Source organism: Novosphingobium barchaimii LL02 (assembly GCF_001046635.1).
Classification (GTDB): domain Bacteria; phylum Pseudomonadota; class Alphaproteobacteria; order Sphingomonadales; family Sphingomonadaceae; genus Novosphingobium; species Novosphingobium barchaimii.
Window position 1 is genome coordinate 1 of record NZ_KQ130460.1, and the last position, 19620, is coordinate 19620.

Annotated in this window: 18 protein-coding genes; 8 read left to right on the forward strand and 10 right to left on the reverse strand. The window is 63.5% G+C overall.

Features of this window, described 5'->3' with window-relative positions; translation table 11 throughout:
* Positions 1-211, reverse strand: a 211-nt coding sequence (locus tag V474_RS26715; RefSeq protein WP_216628565.1) for a hypothetical protein, incomplete at its 3' end; no start/stop codon positions are given.
* A gap of 449 nt (positions 212-660) precedes the next feature.
* Complete coding sequence (locus V474_RS22360; protein WP_007685994.1) at positions 661-1353, reverse strand: hypothetical protein; 693 nt, start codon at positions 1351-1353, stop codon at positions 661-663.
* Between the two features lie 165 nt (positions 1354-1518).
* Here V474_RS22360 and V474_RS22365 point away from each other — a divergent pair, with 165 nt between their 5' ends.
* The 4 genes from V474_RS22365 (at position 1519) to V474_RS25870 (ending at position 5407) form a co-directional block, all read left to right on the forward strand.
* Positions 1519-2115 carry a recombinase family protein gene (locus V474_RS22365; RefSeq protein WP_007685993.1) on the forward strand — a complete coding sequence of 199 codons (597 nt, stop codon included), beginning with the start codon at positions 1519-1521 and terminating at the stop codon, positions 2113-2115.
* Positions 2108-3760 (forward strand): IS481 family transposase, encoded by a 1653-nt coding sequence (locus V474_RS22370; RefSeq protein WP_007685992.1) that lies wholly within the window; start codon positions 2108-2110, stop codon positions 3758-3760. Before V474_RS22365 ends, V474_RS22370 begins: the two co-directional genes overlap by 8 nt.
* Positions 3760-4737 carry an ExeA family protein gene (locus tag V474_RS22375; protein ID WP_007685991.1) on the forward strand — a complete coding sequence of 326 codons (978 nt, stop codon included), beginning with the start codon at positions 3760-3762 and terminating at the stop codon, positions 4735-4737. The genes V474_RS22370 and V474_RS22375 overlap by 1 nt, the downstream gene beginning before the upstream one ends.
* A 100-nt stretch (positions 4738-4837) precedes the next feature.
* The gene (locus tag V474_RS25870; protein ID WP_062121710.1) at positions 4838-5407 is read left to right on the forward strand and encodes a hypothetical protein; all 570 of its coding nucleotides are present in this window, start codon (positions 4838-4840) and stop codon (positions 5405-5407) included.
* Positions 5408-5465: 58 nt separating this feature from the next.
* Here V474_RS25870 and V474_RS22380 read toward each other — a convergent pair whose 3' ends face one another.
* From V474_RS22380 to V474_RS22390, 3 genes are all read right to left on the reverse strand, one after another.
* Positions 5466-6071, reverse strand: coding sequence for an aldehyde dehydrogenase family protein (locus tag V474_RS22380; RefSeq protein ID WP_059153445.1), 606 nt, complete (start codon positions 6069-6071; stop codon positions 5466-5468).
* Positions 6072-6132: 61 nt separating this feature from the next.
* Entirely contained in the window at positions 6133-8511 is a 2379-nt protein-coding gene (locus V474_RS22385) for a TonB-dependent receptor (protein WP_082699972.1), read from the reverse strand.
* 356 nt (positions 8512-8867) lie between these two features.
* Positions 8868-9524, reverse strand: coding sequence for a TetR/AcrR family transcriptional regulator (locus V474_RS22390; RefSeq protein ID WP_059153447.1), 657 nt, complete (start codon positions 9522-9524; stop codon positions 8868-8870).
* 191 nt (positions 9525-9715) lie between these two features.
* Between V474_RS22390 and V474_RS22395 the strand changes: the two genes are divergently transcribed.
* The 3 genes from V474_RS22395 (at position 9716) to V474_RS22405 (ending at position 13080) form a co-directional block, all read left to right on the forward strand.
* On the forward strand, positions 9716-10522 hold the full coding sequence (locus tag V474_RS22395; protein ID WP_201786088.1) for an SDR family NAD(P)-dependent oxidoreductase: 807 nt from the start codon (positions 9716-9718) through the stop codon (positions 10520-10522).
* The gene (locus V474_RS22400) at positions 10519-10728 is read left to right on the forward strand and encodes a hypothetical protein (RefSeq protein ID WP_059153449.1); all 210 of its coding nucleotides are present in this window, start codon (positions 10519-10521) and stop codon (positions 10726-10728) included. The genes V474_RS22395 and V474_RS22400 overlap by 4 nt, the downstream gene beginning before the upstream one ends.
* A gap of 282 nt (positions 10729-11010) precedes the next feature.
* Positions 11011-13080 carry a TonB-dependent siderophore receptor gene (locus V474_RS22405; RefSeq protein WP_059153450.1) on the forward strand — a complete coding sequence of 690 codons (2070 nt, stop codon included), beginning with the start codon at positions 11011-11013 and terminating at the stop codon, positions 13078-13080.
* Positions 13081-13760: 680 nt separating this feature from the next.
* Here V474_RS22405 and V474_RS22410 read toward each other — a convergent pair.
* From V474_RS22410 to accD, 5 genes are all read right to left on the reverse strand, one after another.
* On the reverse strand, positions 13761-14027 hold the full coding sequence (locus V474_RS22410) for a hypothetical protein (RefSeq protein WP_059153451.1): 267 nt from the start codon (positions 14025-14027) through the stop codon (positions 13761-13763).
* 387 nt (positions 14028-14414) lie between these two features.
* On the reverse strand, positions 14415-15362 hold the full coding sequence (locus tag V474_RS22415; protein ID WP_059153548.1) for an acetyl-CoA carboxylase carboxyltransferase subunit alpha: 948 nt from the start codon (positions 15360-15362) through the stop codon (positions 14415-14417).
* A 189-nt stretch (positions 15363-15551) separates the two neighbouring features.
* Positions 15552-16901, reverse strand: a complete 1350-nt coding sequence (gene accC / locus V474_RS22420; protein WP_059153452.1) for an acetyl-CoA carboxylase biotin carboxylase subunit — start codon at positions 16899-16901, stop codon at positions 15552-15554.
* A 13-nt stretch (positions 16902-16914) separates the two neighbouring features.
* The gene (accB, locus tag V474_RS22425; RefSeq protein ID WP_148649519.1) at positions 16915-17364 is read right to left on the reverse strand and encodes an acetyl-CoA carboxylase biotin carboxyl carrier protein; all 450 of its coding nucleotides are present in this window, start codon (positions 17362-17364) and stop codon (positions 16915-16917) included.
* Entirely contained in the window at positions 17361-18209 is an 849-nt protein-coding gene (gene accD, locus V474_RS22430) for an acetyl-CoA carboxylase, carboxyltransferase subunit beta (RefSeq protein ID WP_059153454.1), read from the reverse strand. Before accD ends, accB begins: the two co-directional genes overlap by 4 nt.
* Positions 18210-18609: 400 nt before the next feature.
* Here accD and fdhD point away from each other — a divergent pair, with 400 nt between their 5' ends.
* On the forward strand, positions 18610-19563 hold the full coding sequence (gene fdhD / locus V474_RS22435) for a formate dehydrogenase accessory sulfurtransferase FdhD (protein ID WP_082699975.1): 954 nt from the start codon (positions 18610-18612) through the stop codon (positions 19561-19563).
* Positions 19564-19620 lie beyond the last annotated feature (57 nt).

The following is a 19620-nucleotide window of genomic DNA, read 5'->3' on the forward strand; positions in this document are numbered from 1 at the left end:
TGTAGGCGCTTGCAACCGTAGCAGCTTCTGCTCGCAAACAGCGCCTTTTCCTGCCCAGATTACCTGACAACGAGCCGACTATGCTGCTCACGCTATCCGACAATGTGCTCGCCATCATCCGCGTCTGCTCGCAAACGGCAAAGGGCCGCTCATGGTATCTGCCAACTACAAAGTCGAGATTAGCAGTCATTTGCTGATGCGCGATGCTCACGCAGCTTTGTGGAACCCAAGATCAGAAAGTACACGATGGGGCAAACCACCATCAGCATCACTGCTGGATCGGTAGCCCATCTCGTTGGGCCATCGCTGTCCGGCTCACTTGCTACCGCGAGCATGAGCGCGATTGATCCTCGCACAGCGGCGTAGGTGGCAGGAACAAGCAGGATGTGGAGAAGCCACCCGTAGCGGAACCGCATGGCGCCAAACCAGCAGAGTACAGCTATGGCGGGTGGAGCGAGTGTGGCGGCTACGAAGCCGCAGAACCAAATGGCAAACCCTGCCGGAGTCAGCGTATCGCGATAGTAGCTGGCGATCCCATCCGGTCGCAATCCGAGAGCGACGAAAGAGCCTGCGACGACAACGGCACCCAAAGCCGTCAGTCCGACGCCACGCAATGTCCCGTGTCTCGGCATCAATCTATGCAATCCAGTAAGCCATTGATCAGGCTGCTCGCACTTTGGCTCGGAAGAAGGTCGTTTCCGACCCAATCAGATCGGGGTCGATCCCGCTCTCCTCGGCGGCCAGTTGCTGGATGATCCGCCAAATCTCGGGGGCGGTGAGGCGCGCGCCGTCGCGGGCAAGCCTGCCACGGTTCTGCTCCGTGACCAGTCGGGCGAGATCGCCGATAGTGTCGCACCTCCGAGGTAATCGCCGGCGGTCGAGGTGCCGTAACCATAGCCCCGCGTAGGCGCTCGCTCCAGCAGCGAAGATGCGAAGGGGAGGTGCCAGCGTCGTGAAGGCGAGGATCGCGACCGCGACAGCGAAGCAGAGACCACTGACAATCCCAAGCCATCCGGCTCGCGTCGCCGGCATCTTGAGGTCGGTATCGGCTTCCAGGTCGCTGAACGCTTGGCGCAGCTTCCCACCGATCAGCGGCGCCAACGGCGCATCCGGCCCGACGTGCCGGCCAAGCCCGAGCGCGCGTCGAAGCCTGTAGAACGTCATCTGCGTGGCGCATGTCGTGCCGCCCCCGCTGTAGGCTGCGACATGCGCGACGACATGGTCACGCACCTCGCCGAACGTTGTCCAAGGCAGGTTCGAGCGCAGGCGCAGATCGAAGGTGCGCTCGATTGCGAGGAAGAAGTCGGTGTCGTCGCCATCACCGACCCAGCCAACCGTATCGAGCACCTGCATGAACCCGGCTCCTCAGCGGTTCTGCAAAACGACCGTTTCTGACGAGCCGATCGCCTTGCTGGGCCGGCAACGTAAATCTGCGGGCCGCACTTTGTCAAAACTGTTCTGGAAACCCGCGTCGCAAAACGGTATGCCCCGCACGAGTTTGGAGAAGATCAGACGCTCATGCGGGTCGGCTATGCCAGGGTCAGCACCAGCGACCAGAACCCCGAGCTCCAGCTCGATGCGCTGCGGCGGGCCGGCTGCGAGCGGGTGTTCACCGAAAAGGCGTCGGGCGCGCGCGATGACCGGCCCGAACTGGCGCGCATTCTGGAAGACGTGCTGCGCGCAGGCGACACGCTGGTTGTTTGGAAGCTCGACCGCCTCGCCCGCTCGCTCAAGAAGTTGATCGCCACGGCCGAGGATCTGGAGCGCGAGAAGATCGGGCTGGTGTCGCTGACCGAGAGCATCGACACGACAACGCCGGGTGGCATGCTCACCTTTCACGTGTTCGGCGCCATCGCGCAGTTCGAGCGTGCCCTGATCCGCGAGCGAACTACCGCGGGGCTAGTGGAGGCGCGCCGGCAGGGTCGCAAGGGTGGCCGCCCATCGGCAATGCGCCCGAGCGACGTCGCCGCGGCACGGGCGATGATGAAGGAGGGCACGTTGCCGGTGCGCGACATCGCCAAGCGCATGGGCGTGTCGGTCGCGACCCTCTATCGCTATGCAGGCAAGCGCGGCAGCGGTGCATCGATCAAGGAGGCTGCAACAGCCCATGGCTGACCGGGCGAAGCGACCGCCTGGAGAGGCGCTGATCGATCTTCGCCGACGGTTGTCGCTGTTGCCCCCACGCGACCCCGGTCGCACCGAGATCATCGCCCGTGCGGCCGAGGCCTATGGCATCTCCATCTGGACCCTTTACCGGGCGTTGCGCGAGCTGAACCGCCCCAAGTCGGTGCGCCGGTCCGACCATGGTGCGACGCGGGTTGCCCCGCAGGCCGAGATGGAGCGCTACGCCGAGATCGTCGCCGCACTGAAGATCAGGACCACCAACAAGAAGGGCCGGCACGTTTCGACCGCCCGCGCCATCGAGTTCCTGGAAACCGATGGCGTCGAGACGCCGGAGGGCCTGGTCAAGGTAGCACCCGGCCTGCTGAAGCGGGCGACCATCGACCGGCTGCTCCGCTCATCAGGGCTGGACTATGCCCGCGTGACCCGCCCCCACGCAGCCGTTCGTTTTCAGGCGCGGCGATCCAACGAGCTGTGGCACTTCGACATGAGCCCGTCCGACCTCAAGCAGGTCGAGGCGCCGCTCTGGATCGAGCAGGGTCGCGGCAAACCCACGCTGATGCTGTTCTCGGCCGTCGATGACTGCTCGGGCGTGGTCTACCAGGAATATCGCAGCGTCTATGGCGAGGATGCCGAGTCCGCGCTGCGCTTTCTATTCAACGCCTTCGCCGCCAAGCCTGAGCCCGAACTGCCGTTCCAGGGCCTGCCGGTCACGATCTACATGGACAACGGCCCGGTCAGCCGGTCGCGCGTGTTCCAGTCGGTGATGGGCAGCCTCGGCGTGCGCGTCCTCACCCATCTGCCGCCGAAGGCCGACGACCGGCACACCGCGGCCCGCGCCAAGGGCAAGGTCGAGCGGCCGTTCCGCACGGTGAAGGAGGTGCACGAGACGTTGTACCACTTCCACAAACCCAAGGACGAGGCGGAAGCCAATCTGTGGATGCGGCGTGCGCTGGTCACCTACAACAACGGCGACCATCGTTCCGAGCCACACGCGCGGATCGAGCACTGGCTGCGGCACCTGCCCGGCGATGGCGTGCGGGCCATGTGTTCATGGGAGCGGTTCTGCGCCTTCGCTCGTGAGCCCGAGCGGCGCACCGTTGCGGGCGACGCGACCGTCTCGGTTGAGGGCGCTTCCTACGAGGTCGAGCCCGAGCTCGCCGGCGAGACGGTGACGCTGCTCTGGGGGCTGTTCGACCAGCAGCTCTTCGTGGAGCATGACGGCAAGCGGCATGGCCCTTACGAGCCGTCGCGCGGCGCCGTGCCGCTCTACCGCTATCGCAAGTATCAGAAGAGCCGCGCCGAGGAGCGGCTCGACAAGGTGGTCCGGCTCGCTGACCAGCTGGGGCTGCCCCGCGCGACCGTGACGGGCGGCGACCGGCCGCTGCCGTCGCTGCCGCCCTCCACCGCAGGGCTCGCGGTGCGGCAAACACCTTTTCCGGAGCCGGCGGTCGAGACGGCATACCCGACCGGGCTCGCGGCGCGCCACGCCATCGTCGACCAGCTCCGGCGACCGCTCGGCTCGCTGCCTGAGGCAGACCGCGCCTTCATCGACGCGCTGCTGGGCGAAACGCTCGACAAGACCATCATCGCTGACCGCATCCGAGAGCGGTTCCAGTCAAGACGGGGGACAAGCTGATGCTCGCCGACGTTCAATCCAGCTACGGGCTCGCCCGCCCGTTCCAAGGCGTCGGCAACTTCGAGACAGAGCATCAGCGCAACCTCGTGCGCGAGGTCTGTGCGGCCGTGCAGACCGGCAGGTTGATCGTCGTCTCCGGCCTGGTCGGATCGGGCAAGACGCACCTGCTGCGCCGCATCGAGGACGAGCTGGCCCGGGCGGGCAAGGTCGCCGTCGCCAAGTCGCTTGCGGTCGACAAGCGCCGCACCTCGTTGCCCTCGCTGATCGAGGCGCTGTTCTACGATCTCTCGCCCGGTGACCGTGCCCAGGTGAAGATTCCCAAGCAGGCCGAGCGCCGCGAGCGCGACCTGCGCGACATCATGCGCAAGGGCAAGCGCCCGGTCGTACTGGTGGTCGACGAGGCGCATGACCTGCACCACAAGACGCTGACCGGCCTCAAGCGGTTGATGGAGGTGGTGGCTGATGCCGGCGTGCTGCTGTCGGTCCTTCTGGTCGGCCATCCTCGGCTACGCAACGACCTGCGCCGCCCGCAAATGGAAGAGATCGGCTACCGCACGACCACCTTCGACTATGAGGGCATCGGCGCCGAACGCCGCGACTATGTTGCCTGGCTGCTCGGCGCCTGTGCGGCCGAGGGGGTCAAGGTTGCCGACTTGATGAACGAGGACGCGATCGACCTCATCGCCGAGCGCCTGCGCACCCCGCTCCAGATCGAGATGCACCTGACACTCGCCTTCGAGCAGGGCTTCCGCTTCGCTGCCAAGCCCGTCACGGCCGAGATCGTCGAGCAGGTGCTGTCGCGGGCGATTGACGACCTCGAACCCACGCTGACGCGCAACGGTTACGATGCGGGCGCGCTCGCCAGCCAGCTCAACACCCGGCCGTCCGACATACGCGCGTTCCTCGCCGGAACGCTGGACGCCGAACACACCCGCGACCTGACCGAGCGGCTCCGCGAAGCCGGTGTGCCGATATGATACTGGCTGTCCTCGCCTTGGTATCTCCCGCACGCGGACGCAACGCATGTCGTCTGTGCCACCGATTGTGGACGTTGCGCTTCTCTCATAGCCTGCCGGCATGAACAGGCATCTTACCGCAGCTTCTTTATCGATCGTCAGCTTGCTCAGCGCGTGCTCGGCCTCGGCCGAGAGGAGGTTGGAGGGACGAGTCTTCGACATCCCGAGAGCCAACGACATATCCGACAATGATAAGCCGTTCTTTCTACCAGCGCTCGATCCCAGCGACGGGTTCTCGTTCTACCTAAATCCGAGCGCAAGCTTGCCGGAGCGAAACTTGGTGGGCGTGGCAAGCAAGAAGCGGATGTGTGCCCGCGCAGCGGGAACAGAGGCGCTTGTCAACTCGACTGTCTGCGCAAGTCGCCCGCTTTCATGGCGCGGCCGAACACTGCGCAAGGTAAGTGATGGTGTTTTCTGGACATACCAGTTGCCAGCCGAAGCAGGTCAGAAGCGTCCTCCATCGCTGGCGAGTTGCTCCGCCATGGGCGGAGGCTCGCGGCCGGGGCTCTGCACGGCCAATCTGCCGTATGACAATCTCGTGCTGACGATTCACTTCCGAGACAATCAGGTCGGCTCGCTCCAGGCATTATACGATCAATCCGTTGCTAGCCTGAGGAAGTGGGAGCGCTGATGCTTACGGCAAACCCGGCGGGAACGATCGCTGCCAGACCGCTCACCGGCACTCCTCGCTATTGGCAGAAAGCGAGAACAGGCCTTCTCCGTTTGCGAGCAGGCGCGGATGATGGCGAGCACATTGTCGCATAGCGTGAGCAGCATGGCCCACCTGCTGTCAGCAAATCTGAGCAGAAATCCGCGCTGTTTGCGAGCAGAGGCCAGTATCTTTGCAATCGCCTACAGCTAGCCAGTGCGGGCGAGACGTTGCGCCCCTGCAGCTTGGTGACCATCCCTGCGTAATACTTCAGGCCCTGCACCACGCTGCCCACCATCCATTCGGCGAAGGCGATGGGCATGCCGTTGTCGACCACCTCGATCTCCGCGATCGTGCGCGCGTCGCGCTCGAACAGTTCGGCAAGTTTCCACATTACGTCGGCGCGCTTTTCAGGCGTGAGGCCCTGCCAGCGCCGCTCGTCGAACGCGCGGCGGGCGGCCTGCACCGCGCGGTCGATATCGCGCGCGTCGCCCTCCGCGACGTGGGCGACGACTGTGCCGGTCGCGGGATTGCGCACCTCGAAGGTCTTGCCCGAAGCGGCATCGTGCCATTCGTTGTCGATGAACAGGCGGTGCTGTCCGCCGACATGCGCGAGAACGGCTTCGTTGGGATCGTGGAGGGCCATGGCGTGTTTCCTTGGTTCGGCCCCGCCGCTTTACGCAGCGGGGCCGTGGGGGGAGGGGAGGTCAGAAGCGGACGGTTCCCTGCAGCAGGACTTCGCGTGGGCGGCCGATGCTCACCCACACGGCGTCGGGCGTGCCGAAGGGTTTTTCGGCGCCGGCGACGCCGTAGTACTTGTCGGTCAGGTTGCGGCCAATGAGGGCGATTTCCCAGCCGTCGTCCTCGGCATGGAAGCGCGCCGTCGCATTGAGGACAGCGAAGCCCTTCTGGTAGCCAACGGGATTCTGGTTCTCCAGCAGCCAGTACCCGCTGGTGTAGCGCGCGTCCGCCGACAGGCCGAGCGCGAGCCCGCTGCCCAGCGGCGTGTCGTAGCCGATCCCGCCAGTCACGTTCCAGCTGGGTGCGCGCACGAGGCGGGTGCCCGAGAGGTCTTGCGTGGTGCCGTTGCAGCCTTCATCCGCGCTTTGCCCGGCATAGCAGGGGGCGGAATCGAAGTTGAGGTATTCGGCCTTGTTGTAGCCCACCGCGCCGCGCAGGGTCAGGCCCTCGCTGGCCGTGAACGAGGCGTCGGCTTCGACGCCGGTGGCGCGCGCCGAAGCCGCGTTGCGGATGGTGAAGGACGGCGGCGAGGGGTTGAACGAGGTCAGCTGCAGCCCCTTGAAGGTGTAGCGATAGCCAGTGAGGTTCACCAGCAGGCGGCGCCCCATCAACTCGCCCTTGAAGCCGATTTCGCCGCCGTTCGCCTTTTCCGGCGCAAAGCCGAGGTCGGCGACGGTCTGCCCGGCGGACAGGATCGAGGGGTTGGAGAAGCCGCCCGACTTGTAGCCGGTCTTGTAGGCGCCATAGATCGTCGTCGACGGGCTTGGCCGCCAGGTTACAGTGGCTTCGGGCGAAATCTGGTCGTCCGAGAACCTGCCCTCGGTGAACACTCCTTCGTCGGCGGTGATGCCCAGCGGCGCGAAGTTCTGATTGACGAAGCTGTTGCCTTGACGGGTCTTCTTGGTCTCGCGCGTCCAGCGGGCACCGCCAGCCAGTTCGACGGTATCCAGCACCTTCCAGATCAGCTGGCCGAAGGCGGAGTAGGTCTTGCCCGAGTTGGCGGTCAGGAACTGCCAGTTATTCGTCTGCCCGTTGCGTGGATCGGGGCCGACATTGGCGACGAAGCCATTACCGCGCGTGTCGCGCTTTGAGCTTTCAAAGTAGAACCCGGCTGCAAAGTCCAGCGGGCCGCCCAGGTTCGAATTGACCCGCAGTTCCTGGGAGAAAGCCTGCGATTTGTCCATGTTTGCGCCTGCGACGATCGGCGTCGCATCGAACGAGAAGTTGTCGAACCCGTCGTTCTTGTAGTGCCAGAAACCGGTCACCGATGTGAAGGTCAGCTTATCTGCGCGGTAATTCATCGTCAGCGAGGTGAGCACCGATTGGTACCGGGTGATCGGAACGCCGCCGTTGGCGTCGGGATAATTCGCCGTCAGATCGGGATTGAACGCACCGAGCGATCGCTTTCCGTTGAGCTTGCAGTCCCCGTAGGGATCGGTGACGTAAGTGCCGCTCAGAATATCAAGCGTGCGCGAGTTGCCCGAGCACAGCAGTTCCGTGCCCGCTGTCTCGCCATTGTCGCGCAGACGATCGCCGAAAAGCTTGAAGGTGGCATCGAAATCGCTGGTGGGTTTCCATTCCAGCGTCAGGCGGCCCAGCACTTCGCGGGTGCCGGGATCGCGGCCGTGAGCGGCGCCGACGCTCGGGAAATCCGGCGCGCTCGGCACGGTGACGGGACCGGCGACATTACGGATATACCCATCCATCTTGCTGCCGCGCGCGGCCACCCGGAAGCCCAGCGTATCGGTGATCGGGCCGGAGATCGCGCCTTCGACGAAGCGTTCGCGGGCGCGGAATTCATAGCCGGCACGTCCATAGCCTTCCAGGGTATCAGTCGCCCCCTTGGTGCGCAGCGAGACGACGCCGCCCGGACTGTTCTTGCCGAAGAACAACGCCTGCGGACCCTTCAGGACCTCCACCTGCTGGATGTCGAAGAAGCTCTGCGCGACGAGGCGGCCGCGGCTGATCTGGAGGCCGTCGATATTGAGCGAGACGGTCTGGTCGATACCGGCGTCGAGTGCGGATGAGCCGAGGCCGCGAATGGTGAAGCTGGCACCCGCACCGCCCCCGCCGGTCTTGGCCAGGATCACCTGCGGGATCATCTGGCCAATTTTCTGCAGGTCCGTAGAGCCGCTGCGTTCAAGCTGTTCGGCGCTGATGGCGGTAATCGCCACCGGCACGTCCATCAGGGTTTCCTCGCGGCGGCGAGCGGTGACGATTATGTCGCCCTCTATCGCGGTCGCCTTGCCGGTATCCTGCGCCTGAACTTGCGTTGGCATCACAGTGCCGGTGGCCAGCACCAGCGCAAGGGCGCACCCCGGATTCCATTCCTGTCTCATAGCCATTCGGCCTCCCCGGTTTCCTCATGCCCAACCGGCGCGATGGACTTCGCCATCTGTCACCACCACGGCCCGAGTTAGGTGCCGTTGCGGGCTCAGGTTAGAAGGGGGCAGAACGCGCGAGCAACGGTGGATTTGGAACCGGAAATACAGGTTTGAGATGGTTTCTGATTTGGATTTCTATTTATAAATAGAATCTACGAATTACGACCTATCATAAATCAACTAAATTATAATCGGTTCGATTAAAAAGTATGTTTATTGTATAAAAATTCAAAAACGACTGTTTTTTTCATTAAAATATAAGGATACTTGGTGGGCATAGGAAGATAATGTGAGAAATTTGTAGCGCAGTGGTGCCGTCAGATGGGTAGGCCAATCAGTGCAAACTGGTCTTCGAGGAACTTTTTCTGTCTGCGGGGAGACCAGCTGCGCGGTTCGAACATCGCTTGCGTAGCGATGCCTACCAGCAGCGTGACAATCTGACGGCTCGCCCGCCGGGCTTTTTCGCGCGGCAGGCCGTGCTCCTTGTGCAGCAGTTCCGCGAAATCGCGCGAGGCGATGCGCACTTGCACGCGCTCCTCGTGAGCGACGTCTGGGTCGGTGCAGGCGAGGTGGTACTGTGCAAGGTAGATGTGCCAGTCTTCGCGGCTTTCATGATCGATCGGCATCTGCGCCAGAGCGCAGGCGAGGGGGCTGCCGCCCGTCGCTTCGTAAGCGCGGCGGATGCGCGCCTGAGTGCGCAGGATCACTTTGCGGTACACCGCGATCCATAGCTCGCGGCGATCGGCAAAGTGGTGATTGATGGTTGTGGTGCTGCAGCCCATCGCGGCGGCGAGACGGCGCAGCGTCAGCCCTTCCAGCCCTGCTTCGCACACCAGCTTTATGGCCACCTCGGCAATATCATGGCGCCTTGCCGTGCGTTCCACGCGTGAGGCCTTCGGGCGGTGTATCACCCAGGCCGGCAGCGAATCGTTCCAGACGGCGAGAGGGTCGGTCGGGTCAATCAGTAGTGTCATGCGTCGCAAAATCCCTCTCCCAAGGGTTGCCTGCCGGTCTTGCGCCGGCAGGTCTGCGGGCCGAAAGCTGCAACCAACTCGCGCGTGAAGGCAAGTCTTGTGTTCCATCCTATGCCTATATTATCAGGCGATTGCCTTAATATAATGATGCCGATACATCCGCTCCGTAAGAACAATCGGGAGAACGGATCGTGAGAAGGCTCGAAGGACGGGTGGGAATCGTGACCGGCGGATCGTCCGGCATTGGCGCAGCCTGCGTCAGGCGGCTGGCCGACGAAGGCGCCAGCGTTGTGCTGGCCGATGTGACGCTCACCTCGGAAACTCACGGGGCGGCAATGTGTCTGCCGCACGACGTGCGCGATGAAGCCCAGTGGGAGCAGGTGGTGACGACCACCCTCGAACGGTTCGGCCGGCTCGACTTTCTCGTGAACAACGCCGGAATTACCAGCACTCAGCCGATCGAGGAGGTGACGCTCGACTTGTGGGAGAACATCCTCGCCATTAACCTTACCGGCACGATGCTGGGTTGCAAACATGCGGTGCGCGCGATGCGCGGCAATCCGGGCGGCGCGAGCGGTTCCATCGTCAACATCTCGTCGATGGCAGGCTTCGTCGGGCTGGCGCAGTCGGCCGGATACAACGCGACCAAGGGCGGCGTTCGGCTGCTGACCAAATCGGTCGCGGTGCGGTGCGCCACTGAGTATGGCTCGATCCGCTGCAATTCCCTGCACCCCGGAGCCATCGACACGCCGATCCACGAGCGGCGCCTGTCCTCGGCGCCCGATCGTCAGGTCGCGCGCGCAGCCATGGATGCGCTGCAGCCGGTGGGCCGCATGGGCACAGCCGAGGAGATGGCTGCTTGCGTGGCATTCCTCGTCAGCGACGATGCCAGCTTCGTAACCGGCACCGAACTGATCGCCGATGGCGGCTGGCTGGCGGATGGCGGTACCACTCGTCTGCCGCCCACGCGAACGATGTCCACGCAGCGACCGGCATGAGCGCCGCCGGGGTGCTGTTCTTGCCTATTCGCATCGGCGAGACCGGGATACGCGACCGCATGGCCATGGCGCCGATGACACGTGAGTTCTCTGCGGATGGGGTGCCGGGCGTCATCGTTTCCGCCGTGCATGGGGCGGGCAGGGAGATTATGCCGCAATTGTGGCACGTGGGCGTGAAGGGTTCTGCCACTGCGGTTAACCGCTGACCGCGAAGCGGAAGCCTCTCCACGTCTGGCCTGCTTGGGACCGGAGAGCCGATCGCTTCGTGCACCAATCTTGAAAGAATCCAGCAAAGCACTTGCTAATGCGATCCACTCTCATTAGCGGGGGCGCGGAAGAGGAAATCGGGGCTCGCAACGCCAATCGGCACGCGCCTTTTTCGAGGAGCACACCGCTTTTCGTGAATAGGGGTCGACCAGATAGTGCCACGTTGCTTTTCGCCGTCTCGCGCGCATTCCCTTGCGTCTTGCGTAGCCGCAATCCCGCTGATGCTTGGCATTGCCGCCCCCGCATCTGCAGATGAGGCACCTGTCGCCGATGATGCCGGAGAAAGCATCGTCGTAACCGCGCGGGCGCAGAAACTCTATCGCGTGACCAATACAGAGATCGGAAAGATCGCTGCCGATCCCATGGACGTGCCGCAGTCGGTGCAGGTCATCAACAGTGAGATGATCGAGGACCAGGGCGCGCGCGACATCCGCGATCTGTATCGCAACGTGCCCGGCGTCAGCGCCGACAATTACGCGACCGTCACCTATCGCGGCTTCAGCCAGGACGTGACTTATTACGACGGGCTTCGCGGCGATCCGTTCCAGACGTTTTCGGTTCCCCAGCTTTTCACCATCGAGCGGGTGGAGTTCCTCAAGGGACCGGCCGGAATGCTCTACGGTTCGGGCTCTCCAGGCGGCACGATCAACTATGTTACCAAGAAGCCTGGCGACGTGTTCGGCGGAAACGTGCGCGTGATCGGCGGCGGGCGCAACCGCTACGGCGGGTCGGCCGACGTGACGGGACCGCTTGATGCAGCGGGCGACATCACCGCCCGCGCAGGCCTGTTTTACGAGGACATGGACAGCTATCGTGACAAGGCCAGCAGCCGTACTTTCGTGGGCGATGCCGGCTTGGCCGTGAAGCTTGCTCCGGACACCAAGCTGACGGTGCAGCTGACCGACTACGATCAGAACCTGCCGGGTAATCGTCTGCGCGGCATTCCCATCGATGCCGATGGCAATTTCTACGCCAAGCGCAGCTGGAACCACAACGACCCGGATGATTACATCCGCTACAATGGCCTCGTTACCCAGGCCCGGCTCGACAGCAAGCTGACCGATGCGCTTTCGTTCAATGCCGCTGCCCGTTGGTTCAAGTATGACGAGGACCAGAAGTACCACGAGCCGGTCGCCCTGCGCGATACCGACGCTGATGGCGTCTACGACACCATCACCCGCGAATACCGCGACCAGAAGCGCAAGGTGGACGGGCTTTCGTTCGGTGCCAACCTCGTCGCCAAGGTGTCGACCGGGTCGGTCGACCACACCATCCTGCTGGGGGGTGACTGGTATCGCGAGAATTCGAGCGGCACCAATTACGCCACCCGCAGCGTTCCCACCCGCTCGCTGATCGACCCTGACTACACGACGGACAGCCGCCCCGATCTGTCGAACGTCACCCCGTCCTACTCGGACGCGCGGGCGCTGCGCCGGGGTGTTTACCTGCAGGAGCAGATGGGACTTGGCGAGCACGTGATCCTGGTCGCAGGCCTGCGCCGCGACTGGTTCGACGATGCCGACTATATCGAAGGCGCAGATGCCAGCGCCGCGGCGACGACCTGGCGCGCTGGCGCGATCTACAAGCCGCGCAAGGACGTCTCGCTTTACGTCAGCTGGTCCGAAGCGTTCGAGCCCCAGAGCGTGACCGACCAATCGCCGCTGGCGGGCGGTCCCTTCGCCCCCGAGACCGGCAGCCAGTGGGAAGTGGGCGCCAAGACCGACCTGATGGACGGACGCGTCCAGGCTACCTTGGCAGCCTATCGCATCGTGCGGCGCAATGTTCTGCAGATTGACGACAGCCAGGATGCCGTGAATGGCATAGACCAGCTTGCTCCCATCGGCGAAGTCACCAGCAAGGGTATCGAGGCGACGCTGACCGCCGACATCACCAATGACTGGCTCGTCTCGGCCAACTACGCCTACAACGATACTCGCGTGACCGGCTCGGTCGAAGGACAGGCGGTGGATCGCTCCGTCGGCGGCCGCTTCCCCAATGCGCCGCAGAACAAGGCGGGGTTCTGGACCCGCTACCAGGTTGCGGCAATCGACACCGCGTTCTCGGTCGGTGGCCAGTACGTGTCCTCGCAGATCGACCGCAGCGGCGACCGGCTGAAGCCCTTCACCGTCTTCGATGCCACGATTTCGCATGATTTCGGGATTTTTGACGCCAAGTTCCGTATCGAGAACATCTTCGACAAGTTTTACGCGGTTTCCGGTTTCACGGGTCCGAAAGGCGCTTACATCGGCAACGCACGGAGCTGGTTCGTCGAGCTACGCCGAAAATTTTGAAGCTCACCTAGGGGGCAGCCGCGTTTTCCATGTCGCGCCGAGCAGGGCTTGTCGCGATGCTTGAAGTGCTCAAGCGCGCGGAGGTCGACTTTGTCTGAGCGGCCATACCCAACGGCATCCCCGAGGCGGTGGGAGCCAAACGGGCGGCTGCGCGGATCGGCCTGTCGCTTGGCATCTGCTTCATGATGGATAGCGACCACCGCATTAAATCGGGAGCAAGCCTCAAAGGGCTGTAAAGACCGTCGATGCGCGGGCTGGCGACGCCAGAGCAGAATATTACGACATTAATTGCTCGCATTCGAACTCTCGCTCGAACCGGGAGACCGGGTCCGGTGCGTGCGCAGCGTTAGGCCAAATGTGATCGCAAATGACAAGATCGAGCTGTGTCCGAACTTACCACCTGTCTCTTTATTGCATCCATCCAGCTATTGCGGCGCTACATACTCCGAAAGTGAGCGGGTGCACGCATCCTCCCAGAATCCGCACCCGCTCACCTCGGGGAACAGTGGATGTTCGGTTCCCTGAAAAAGCACCACCCTGATTGAAAAGCGGCGTCAAGAGATGATGGGCCGATGCTACTGCCAGGAATATGGAGAGAATTCAGTTGGGCCTTTCCGCGCTACGGCGGCCTTGCCTGGCTAACAGTCGGGAGTGCTATTGCCGCAGCTACCCATAGAGATCTAGCTTTCTTCGGTTTCGCCCAACCATACGTCGAGCAGACGGTTCAGCACTTTGAGAACTGCTGCGAGGCTTTCGATGGGCAAACTTGCATAGGCATCGTCCAGCGCCCGTTCGATGTCGTCCTCTGTGACGGGGCCACCAACCATCACGGTCAGCACCATCGATAAGGTTGTCGCATCTTCAATAGGCAGTGCGGCGCCGGCAGCTGCGACCGCCTCGCTGGCGTCATCTTCAATGGCGTGACGAAGGTGTTCGATCGAGTCCATAAGGCGCTCCTGAGTCGGAACACCCTACTACGCTCATGGGCCGCTTCTGGCGAACGATCCCTTGAGGATTGCGCAATTGTCCGGGGGGATGCCGAAAGTTAATCGCAATATCCGATGGACATAAGTGAAGCAGGATCGCTCAAATTTATTGAGTCATGCCGATTTTATTGGGATACCGCCTCAGTGGTATCCGAGCGGTATGCGGATATTTTCGCTGAAAAGCCTGGCCTAATCACGCGTTTCCAGCCGTTTGCGCGATTATTTTAATATTTTTTAGTAATTGCAAAGCCGGTGGTTATTTCAAGCCAACGGCGCGGCCAGACCGTGACCCTGCGCCAGGCGATCTGGGTTGATGCCGCGTAACGCCGCAAACAAAATACTGGGCGCTTACCGCGAACCGATCGCCAGGAAGCGGTCTTCGCGCTGGCGCACGATTTCCGCTGGAGTGTACGCGGCCAGAACGGACAGTTCGCGGCAAAGCGCATCCGCCAAAGCGCGGGCAGTGACGGCAGGGTCGCGGTGGGCGCCGCCGGTGGGTTCGGGCACGATGGCGTCGATCACCTTGAGGGCGAGCAGATCCTGTGCCGTCACCTTCATCGCGGTGGCAGCGTCTGCAGCCTTGTCTGAGGTGCGCCACAGAATCGACGATGCACCCTCGGGCGAGATCACCGAGTAGATCGAGTGCTCCAGCATCAGCACCTTGTTGGCCGCCGCGATGGCGACCGCGCCGCCTGAGCCGCCTTCGCCCAGGATTGCCGCAACCATCGGCACTTCGAGCGCGAGGCAGGCTTCGGTCGAACGGGCGATGGCTTCGGCCTGGCCGCGCTCTTCCGCCTCGATGCCTGGGAAGGCGCCGGCGGTATCTACCAGCGTCACCACCGGCAGGCCGAACTTGCTGGCCATCTGCATCAGGCGGATCGCCTTGCGATAGCCTTCGGGCTTTGCCGAGCCGAAATTGTGTTTGATGCGGCTGGGCGTGTCATGGCCCTTCTCGTGGCCGATCAACATCACCTTGCGCCCGTCGAGCGTGGCCAGGCCGCCGATGATCGCGGCATCCTCGCCGTAGGTCCGGTCGCCGGCCAGCGGCACGAAGTCGGTGAAGATCAGGCGCAGGTAATCGACCATGTGCGGGCGCTGCGGGTGGCGGGCGACCTGCGTCTTCTGCCAGGGGGTGAGTTTGGCGTAGGTCGCCGCCAGCATTCCGGCGCTCTTCTTTTCGAGCTTGCCGATTTCGCTGTCGATGTCGAGGGCGCTACCGTCGGCGGTGGCGCGCAGTTCCGCGATGCGCGCTTCCAACTCGGCGATCGGCTTTTCGAAGTCCAGGAACGAAATCATGCTCATCCAGTCCGTACCGTCGTCGCCGGAGGGGGACGACACCACATTGTATTCACTCACCCGTCATCCTGAACTTGTTTCAGGATCCATCGCGCCGATCGACCTGCCGTGCGGGCCGAGGAATGGACCCTGAAACAAGTTCAGAGTGACGGTTTGGTGTGGGGCGGGCTGTGCGCTCGCCCCACAAACTTAGCCAGCCCGCTTGGCGAGCCATTCTTCCAGCCACTTGATCGTATAGTCGCCCGATTGAAACTCGGGATCTTCCAGCAGGGCCTGGTGCAGCGGGATCGAGGTTTTTACGCCATCGATCACCATCTCTTCCAGCGCGCGCTTCAGGCGCATGATGGCGCCGTTGCGGCTGCGGCCCGATACGATCAGCTTGCCGATCATCGAATCGTAGTACGGCGGAATGCGGTAGCCGGTGTACAGCCCCGAATCGACGCGCACGTTGAGGCCGCCCGCCGCGTGATAGCCCGTGACCTGCCCCGGCGAGGGGGTGAAGTTCCACGGGTCTTCCGCGTTGATGCGGCACTCGATGGCGTGGCCCTTGAACTCGATCTGGTCCTGCGTGAAGGCCAGGTCCTGGCCGTCAGCGATGCGGATCTGTTCGCGTACCAAGTCGACGCCGGTGATCGCCTCGGTCACCGGATGTTCCACCTGCAGGCGGGTGTTCATCTCGATGAAGTAGAACTCGCCGTTTTCCCAGAGGAACTCGATGGTGCCGGCGCCGCGATAGGCCATGTCGGCCATGGCCTTCGCCACGATGCCGCCCATGCGGTCGCGCTCGGCGGGGGTGATGACCGGGGAGGGCGCTTCTTCCAGCACCTTCTGGTGGCGGCGCTGCAGCGAGCAGTCGCGCTCGCCCAGATGGACCGCAGCGCCCTTGCCGTCACCGAAGATCTGGAATTCGATGTGCCGCGGGTTGCCGAGGTACTTTTCCATGTAGACGGTGGCGTCGCCGAAGGCGGCCTTCGCCTCCGAACGGGCCTGGCCCATCTGGCTTTCGAGTTCTTCGGCGCTGTTGACGACCTTCATGCCGCGACCGCCGCCGCCCGATGCCGCCTTGATGATAACCGGGTAGCCGATGGTCTCGGCCAGCGCGCGTGCCTCGGCAAAGTCCTCGATCGCGCCGTCGGATCCGGGGACCAGGGGAAGACCCAGCGCGCCTGCGGTGCGCTTGGCCTCAACCTTGTCGCCCATCGTGCGGATGTGCTCGGGCTTGGGTCCGACCCAGGCGAGACCATGGGCTTCTACGATCTCGGCGAAGCGGGCATTTTCCGAAAGGAAGCCGTAGCCGGGGTGGATCGCGTCGGCCTGCGTGATCTCGGCGGCCGATATGATCGCGGCTACGTTGAGGTAGCTGTCCTTCGCGGCCGGCGGGCCGATGCAGACCGCGTGGTCTGCCAGGCGCACGTGCATGGCGTCGGCATCGGCGGTGGAGTGCACCGCGACAGTCTCGATGCCCATCTCGCGCGCGGCGCGGTGGATGCGCAGTGCGATTTCGCCGCGATTGGCAATCAGGAGGCGCTTGATGGCCATGTCAGTCCCGTTCTCAGCCGATCACGACGAGCGGCTGGTCATATTCGACCGGCTGCTGGTTGTCGACGAGGATGGCCGTCACGGTGCCCGACTTGGGCGCGACGATCTGATTCATGACCTTCATGGCCTCGACGATCAGCAGGACGTCACCCTGCTTCACGGCCTTGCCCACCGAGATGAAATCGGCGGCGCCCGGCTCTGCGGCGAGGTAGACGGTGCCGACCATCGGCGACTTGACCGCATCGATCGGAGCAGCGGCAGGCGCGGCTTCGGACGCGACGGGCGCGGCTGCCGGAGCAGCGGCCAGAGGCGCAGCCGCGAAGGCCGGGGCCGCCGCCATCTGCTGGATCATCTGGCGCGAGACGCGAATCTTGCGCTCGCCGTCCTCGACCTCGATTTCAGACAGGCCGGTTTCGGCCAGTAGTTCGGCAAGCTCGCGAACCAGGGCGCTATCGATATTCACGCGACTTCCTTTCGTGCAAGATATCCGAGCAGCATAGCCAGCGTGCCTTTGAGGTCCTTGCGGTGGACCACCATGTCCACCATGCCGTGAGCATGGAGGTACTCGGCGCGCTGGAAGCCGTCGGGTAGTTTTTCTCGGATCGTATCCTGGATCACGCGCTGGCCGGCAAAGCCGATCAGGGCGCCGGGTTCCGCGATCTGCACATCGCCAAGCATGGCGTAGCTGGCAGTGACGCCGCCGGTCGTTGGATCGGTCAGGACGACGATATAGGGCAGGCCCGCAGCGGCAAGCCGGCGGGTGGCCACGGTGGTCTTGGGCATCTGCATGAGGGACAGGATGCCCTCCTGCATACGCGCGCCGCCCGCAGCGGTGCAGATGACGTAGGCGCAGTTCTCGGCGATGGCGGTGTTGACGCCGGCCACGAAGGCCTCGCCCACGGCCATGCCCATCGAGCCGCCCATGAACTTGAAGTCCTGCACGCCCAGCACGGCCTTCGCGCCCTCGATCGTACCGAGCGCATTGGTCAGTGCATCGGGATAGGGGTTGGCGGCGCGGGCGGCCTTGAGGCGGTCGGGATACTTCTTGGTATCGCGGAAATTCAGCGGGTTCTCGGGCACCTTGGGGGCGGCGAGAACGGTGTATCCGGCGTCCAGCAGCTGATCGAAGCGCGTTTTAGCGCCGATCCGGCCGTGGTGCTCGCACTTGGTGCACACGGAAAGATTGGCCTCGAAGTCCTTGGCGAACAGCATTTCGCCGCAGCTGGGGCACTTCATCCAGAGGGTGTCCGGGGTGTCGCTCTTCGCCAGGCTGGAGAGCGAATTGCGGACCTTGTCGAGCCAACTCATTACGGTTTCGTACCAATCCTGCAGAAAAAGGGCGACGAGATTTGGCCAATACCCTTGTAGGGCCGCGTCTCGAACACGTCCGGCAGGCGACCCGGTTGCCCATTTTCCAAGGTGCCGGTGCCAGAACGAGGCGGGCCCATTAGAGGAATCCTCGTGGAGGCCGCAAGGCAAAATGGCCTTGGTTGTGGGCAAGTCGGGTTCGGGGGCATCGCGTGGGCGTTGCGCCGGGGCGATATAGCGGCGTTGATTGGATTCATAAATAGCGAGGATCGCGAAATGTTCTTTGAAAGTATGAATTATTGGATACATCCATAGTTCGACGGCGGGCTTGAGACTAGCTGTGGAAATTCGTCGGCGGGATAAATCTTCAACAAGCTCTGCGGGCACGGATCTCGCGGAAATGCGACTTTGCCGTCATCCCGCCTATCCTCAGCTGTCGAAGGACTCCCGCCGGGCACCGCAACATGCTTGCCATTCGGCGCACCTGCCCCGACATGAGCCCGGCACGACAGGAGCGCGGAAGCTGGACGATACGCAGACCACCGGCGCAGTCGCGATCAGGGCGCTGCGCAGTGACTATACCGAAGCGGCGGGCAAGCGAACTGACCTGTCTGTCCCGGCAGAGGCCCCCATTGCCATAGAGACCAACGGCATCGCTTACGCAGTGATGATGGCGACCCCGATTGACCTGTCCGACTTCGTCACCGGCTTCCTAATGGCCGAGGGGCTGGCGCTGGTGGGCGAGGTCGGCGATGTCGCGCTCCATGCCACCGACAACGGAGAATGGGGGGCCGGCTATGTCGCCCGCGTCAACCTTCCGTCTGAACGTCTCGGCCCGATCCTCGAACGGGCACGGCGGCGGGTGGGGGACAGTTCCTGCGGCATTTGCGGCATCGAGGGGGTGGAGGCCGCATTGCGCCCCCTGCCTATGCTGGCGCGCCGGTCCGCAGCGAAACCGCAAGCAATCAGACGCGGCCTGGTCGCCATGCGCGAAGGGCAGGCGCTGGGCCGCCGCACCCGCGCCACCCACGCCGCCGCCTTTTGCGACGAGGAGGGCCGCGTCCTTCTGCTGCGTGAGGACGTGGGCCGGCACAACGCGCTCGACAAGCTGGTCGGTGCGCTGGCGCGGGCCGGTATCGAGGCCGGCCAGGGATTCATCATCATGACCTCGCGCTGTTCCTACGAACTCGTCGAAAAGACCGTGCGCGCCGGGTGCCCGCTGCTGGTGACGATTTCCGCCCCCACTGACCTTGCCGTGCGGCGCGCCCGCGCCGCCGGACTGGCGCTGGCGGTGGTGGCCCGCGACGATTCCATGCTCATCGTCGATCCCGGTCCGTCGTTCGTCGAGGAGTGATGCTGCGGGCCGTCCGGTTTTCCTTGTAGTCGCGCGGGCGGGCACATAAGTTTCGCA

Excerpts from the sequence above, each read along its gene's own strand:
- V474_RS22360 (WP_007685994.1), bottom strand. The coding sequence starts at position 1,353 with ATGCAGGTGCTCGATACGGTTGGCTGGGTCGGTGATGGCGACGACACC.
- V474_RS22365 (WP_007685993.1), top strand. The coding sequence starts at position 1,519 with ATGCGGGTCGGCTATGCCAGGGTCAGCACCAGCGACCAGAACCCCGAG.
- V474_RS22370 (WP_007685992.1), top strand. The coding sequence starts at position 2,108 with ATGGCTGACCGGGCGAAGCGACCGCCTGGAGAGGCGCTGATCGATCTT.
- V474_RS22375 (WP_007685991.1), top strand. The coding sequence starts at position 3,760 with ATGCTCGCCGACGTTCAATCCAGCTACGGGCTCGCCCGCCCGTTCCAA.
- V474_RS25870 (WP_062121710.1), top strand. The coding sequence starts at position 4,838 with ATGAACAGGCATCTTACCGCAGCTTCTTTATCGATCGTCAGCTTGCTC.
- V474_RS22380 (WP_059153445.1), bottom strand. The coding sequence starts at position 6,071 with ATGGCCCTCCACGATCCCAACGAAGCCGTTCTCGCGCATGTCGGCGGA.
- V474_RS22385 (WP_082699972.1), bottom strand. The coding sequence starts at position 8,511 with ATGGCTATGAGACAGGAATGGAATCCGGGGTGCGCCCTTGCGCTGGTG.
- V474_RS22390 (WP_059153447.1), bottom strand. The coding sequence starts at position 9,524 with ATGACACTACTGATTGACCCGACCGACCCTCTCGCCGTCTGGAACGAT.
- V474_RS22400 (WP_059153449.1), top strand. The coding sequence starts at position 10,519 with ATGAGCGCCGCCGGGGTGCTGTTCTTGCCTATTCGCATCGGCGAGACC.
- V474_RS22405 (WP_059153450.1), top strand. The coding sequence starts at position 11,011 with ATGCTTGGCATTGCCGCCCCCGCATCTGCAGATGAGGCACCTGTCGCC.
- V474_RS22410 (WP_059153451.1), bottom strand. The coding sequence starts at position 14,027 with ATGGACTCGATCGAACACCTTCGTCACGCCATTGAAGATGACGCCAGC.
- V474_RS22415 (WP_059153548.1), bottom strand. The coding sequence starts at position 15,362 with ATGATTTCGTTCCTGGACTTCGAAAAGCCGATCGCCGAGTTGGAAGCG.
- accC (WP_059153452.1), bottom strand. The coding sequence starts at position 16,901 with ATGGCCATCAAGCGCCTCCTGATTGCCAATCGCGGCGAAATCGCACTG.
- accD (WP_059153454.1), bottom strand. The coding sequence starts at position 18,209 with ATGAGTTGGCTCGACAAGGTCCGCAATTCGCTCTCCAGCCTGGCGAAG.
- fdhD (WP_082699975.1), top strand. The coding sequence starts at position 18,610 with ATGCGACTTTGCCGTCATCCCGCCTATCCTCAGCTGTCGAAGGACTCC.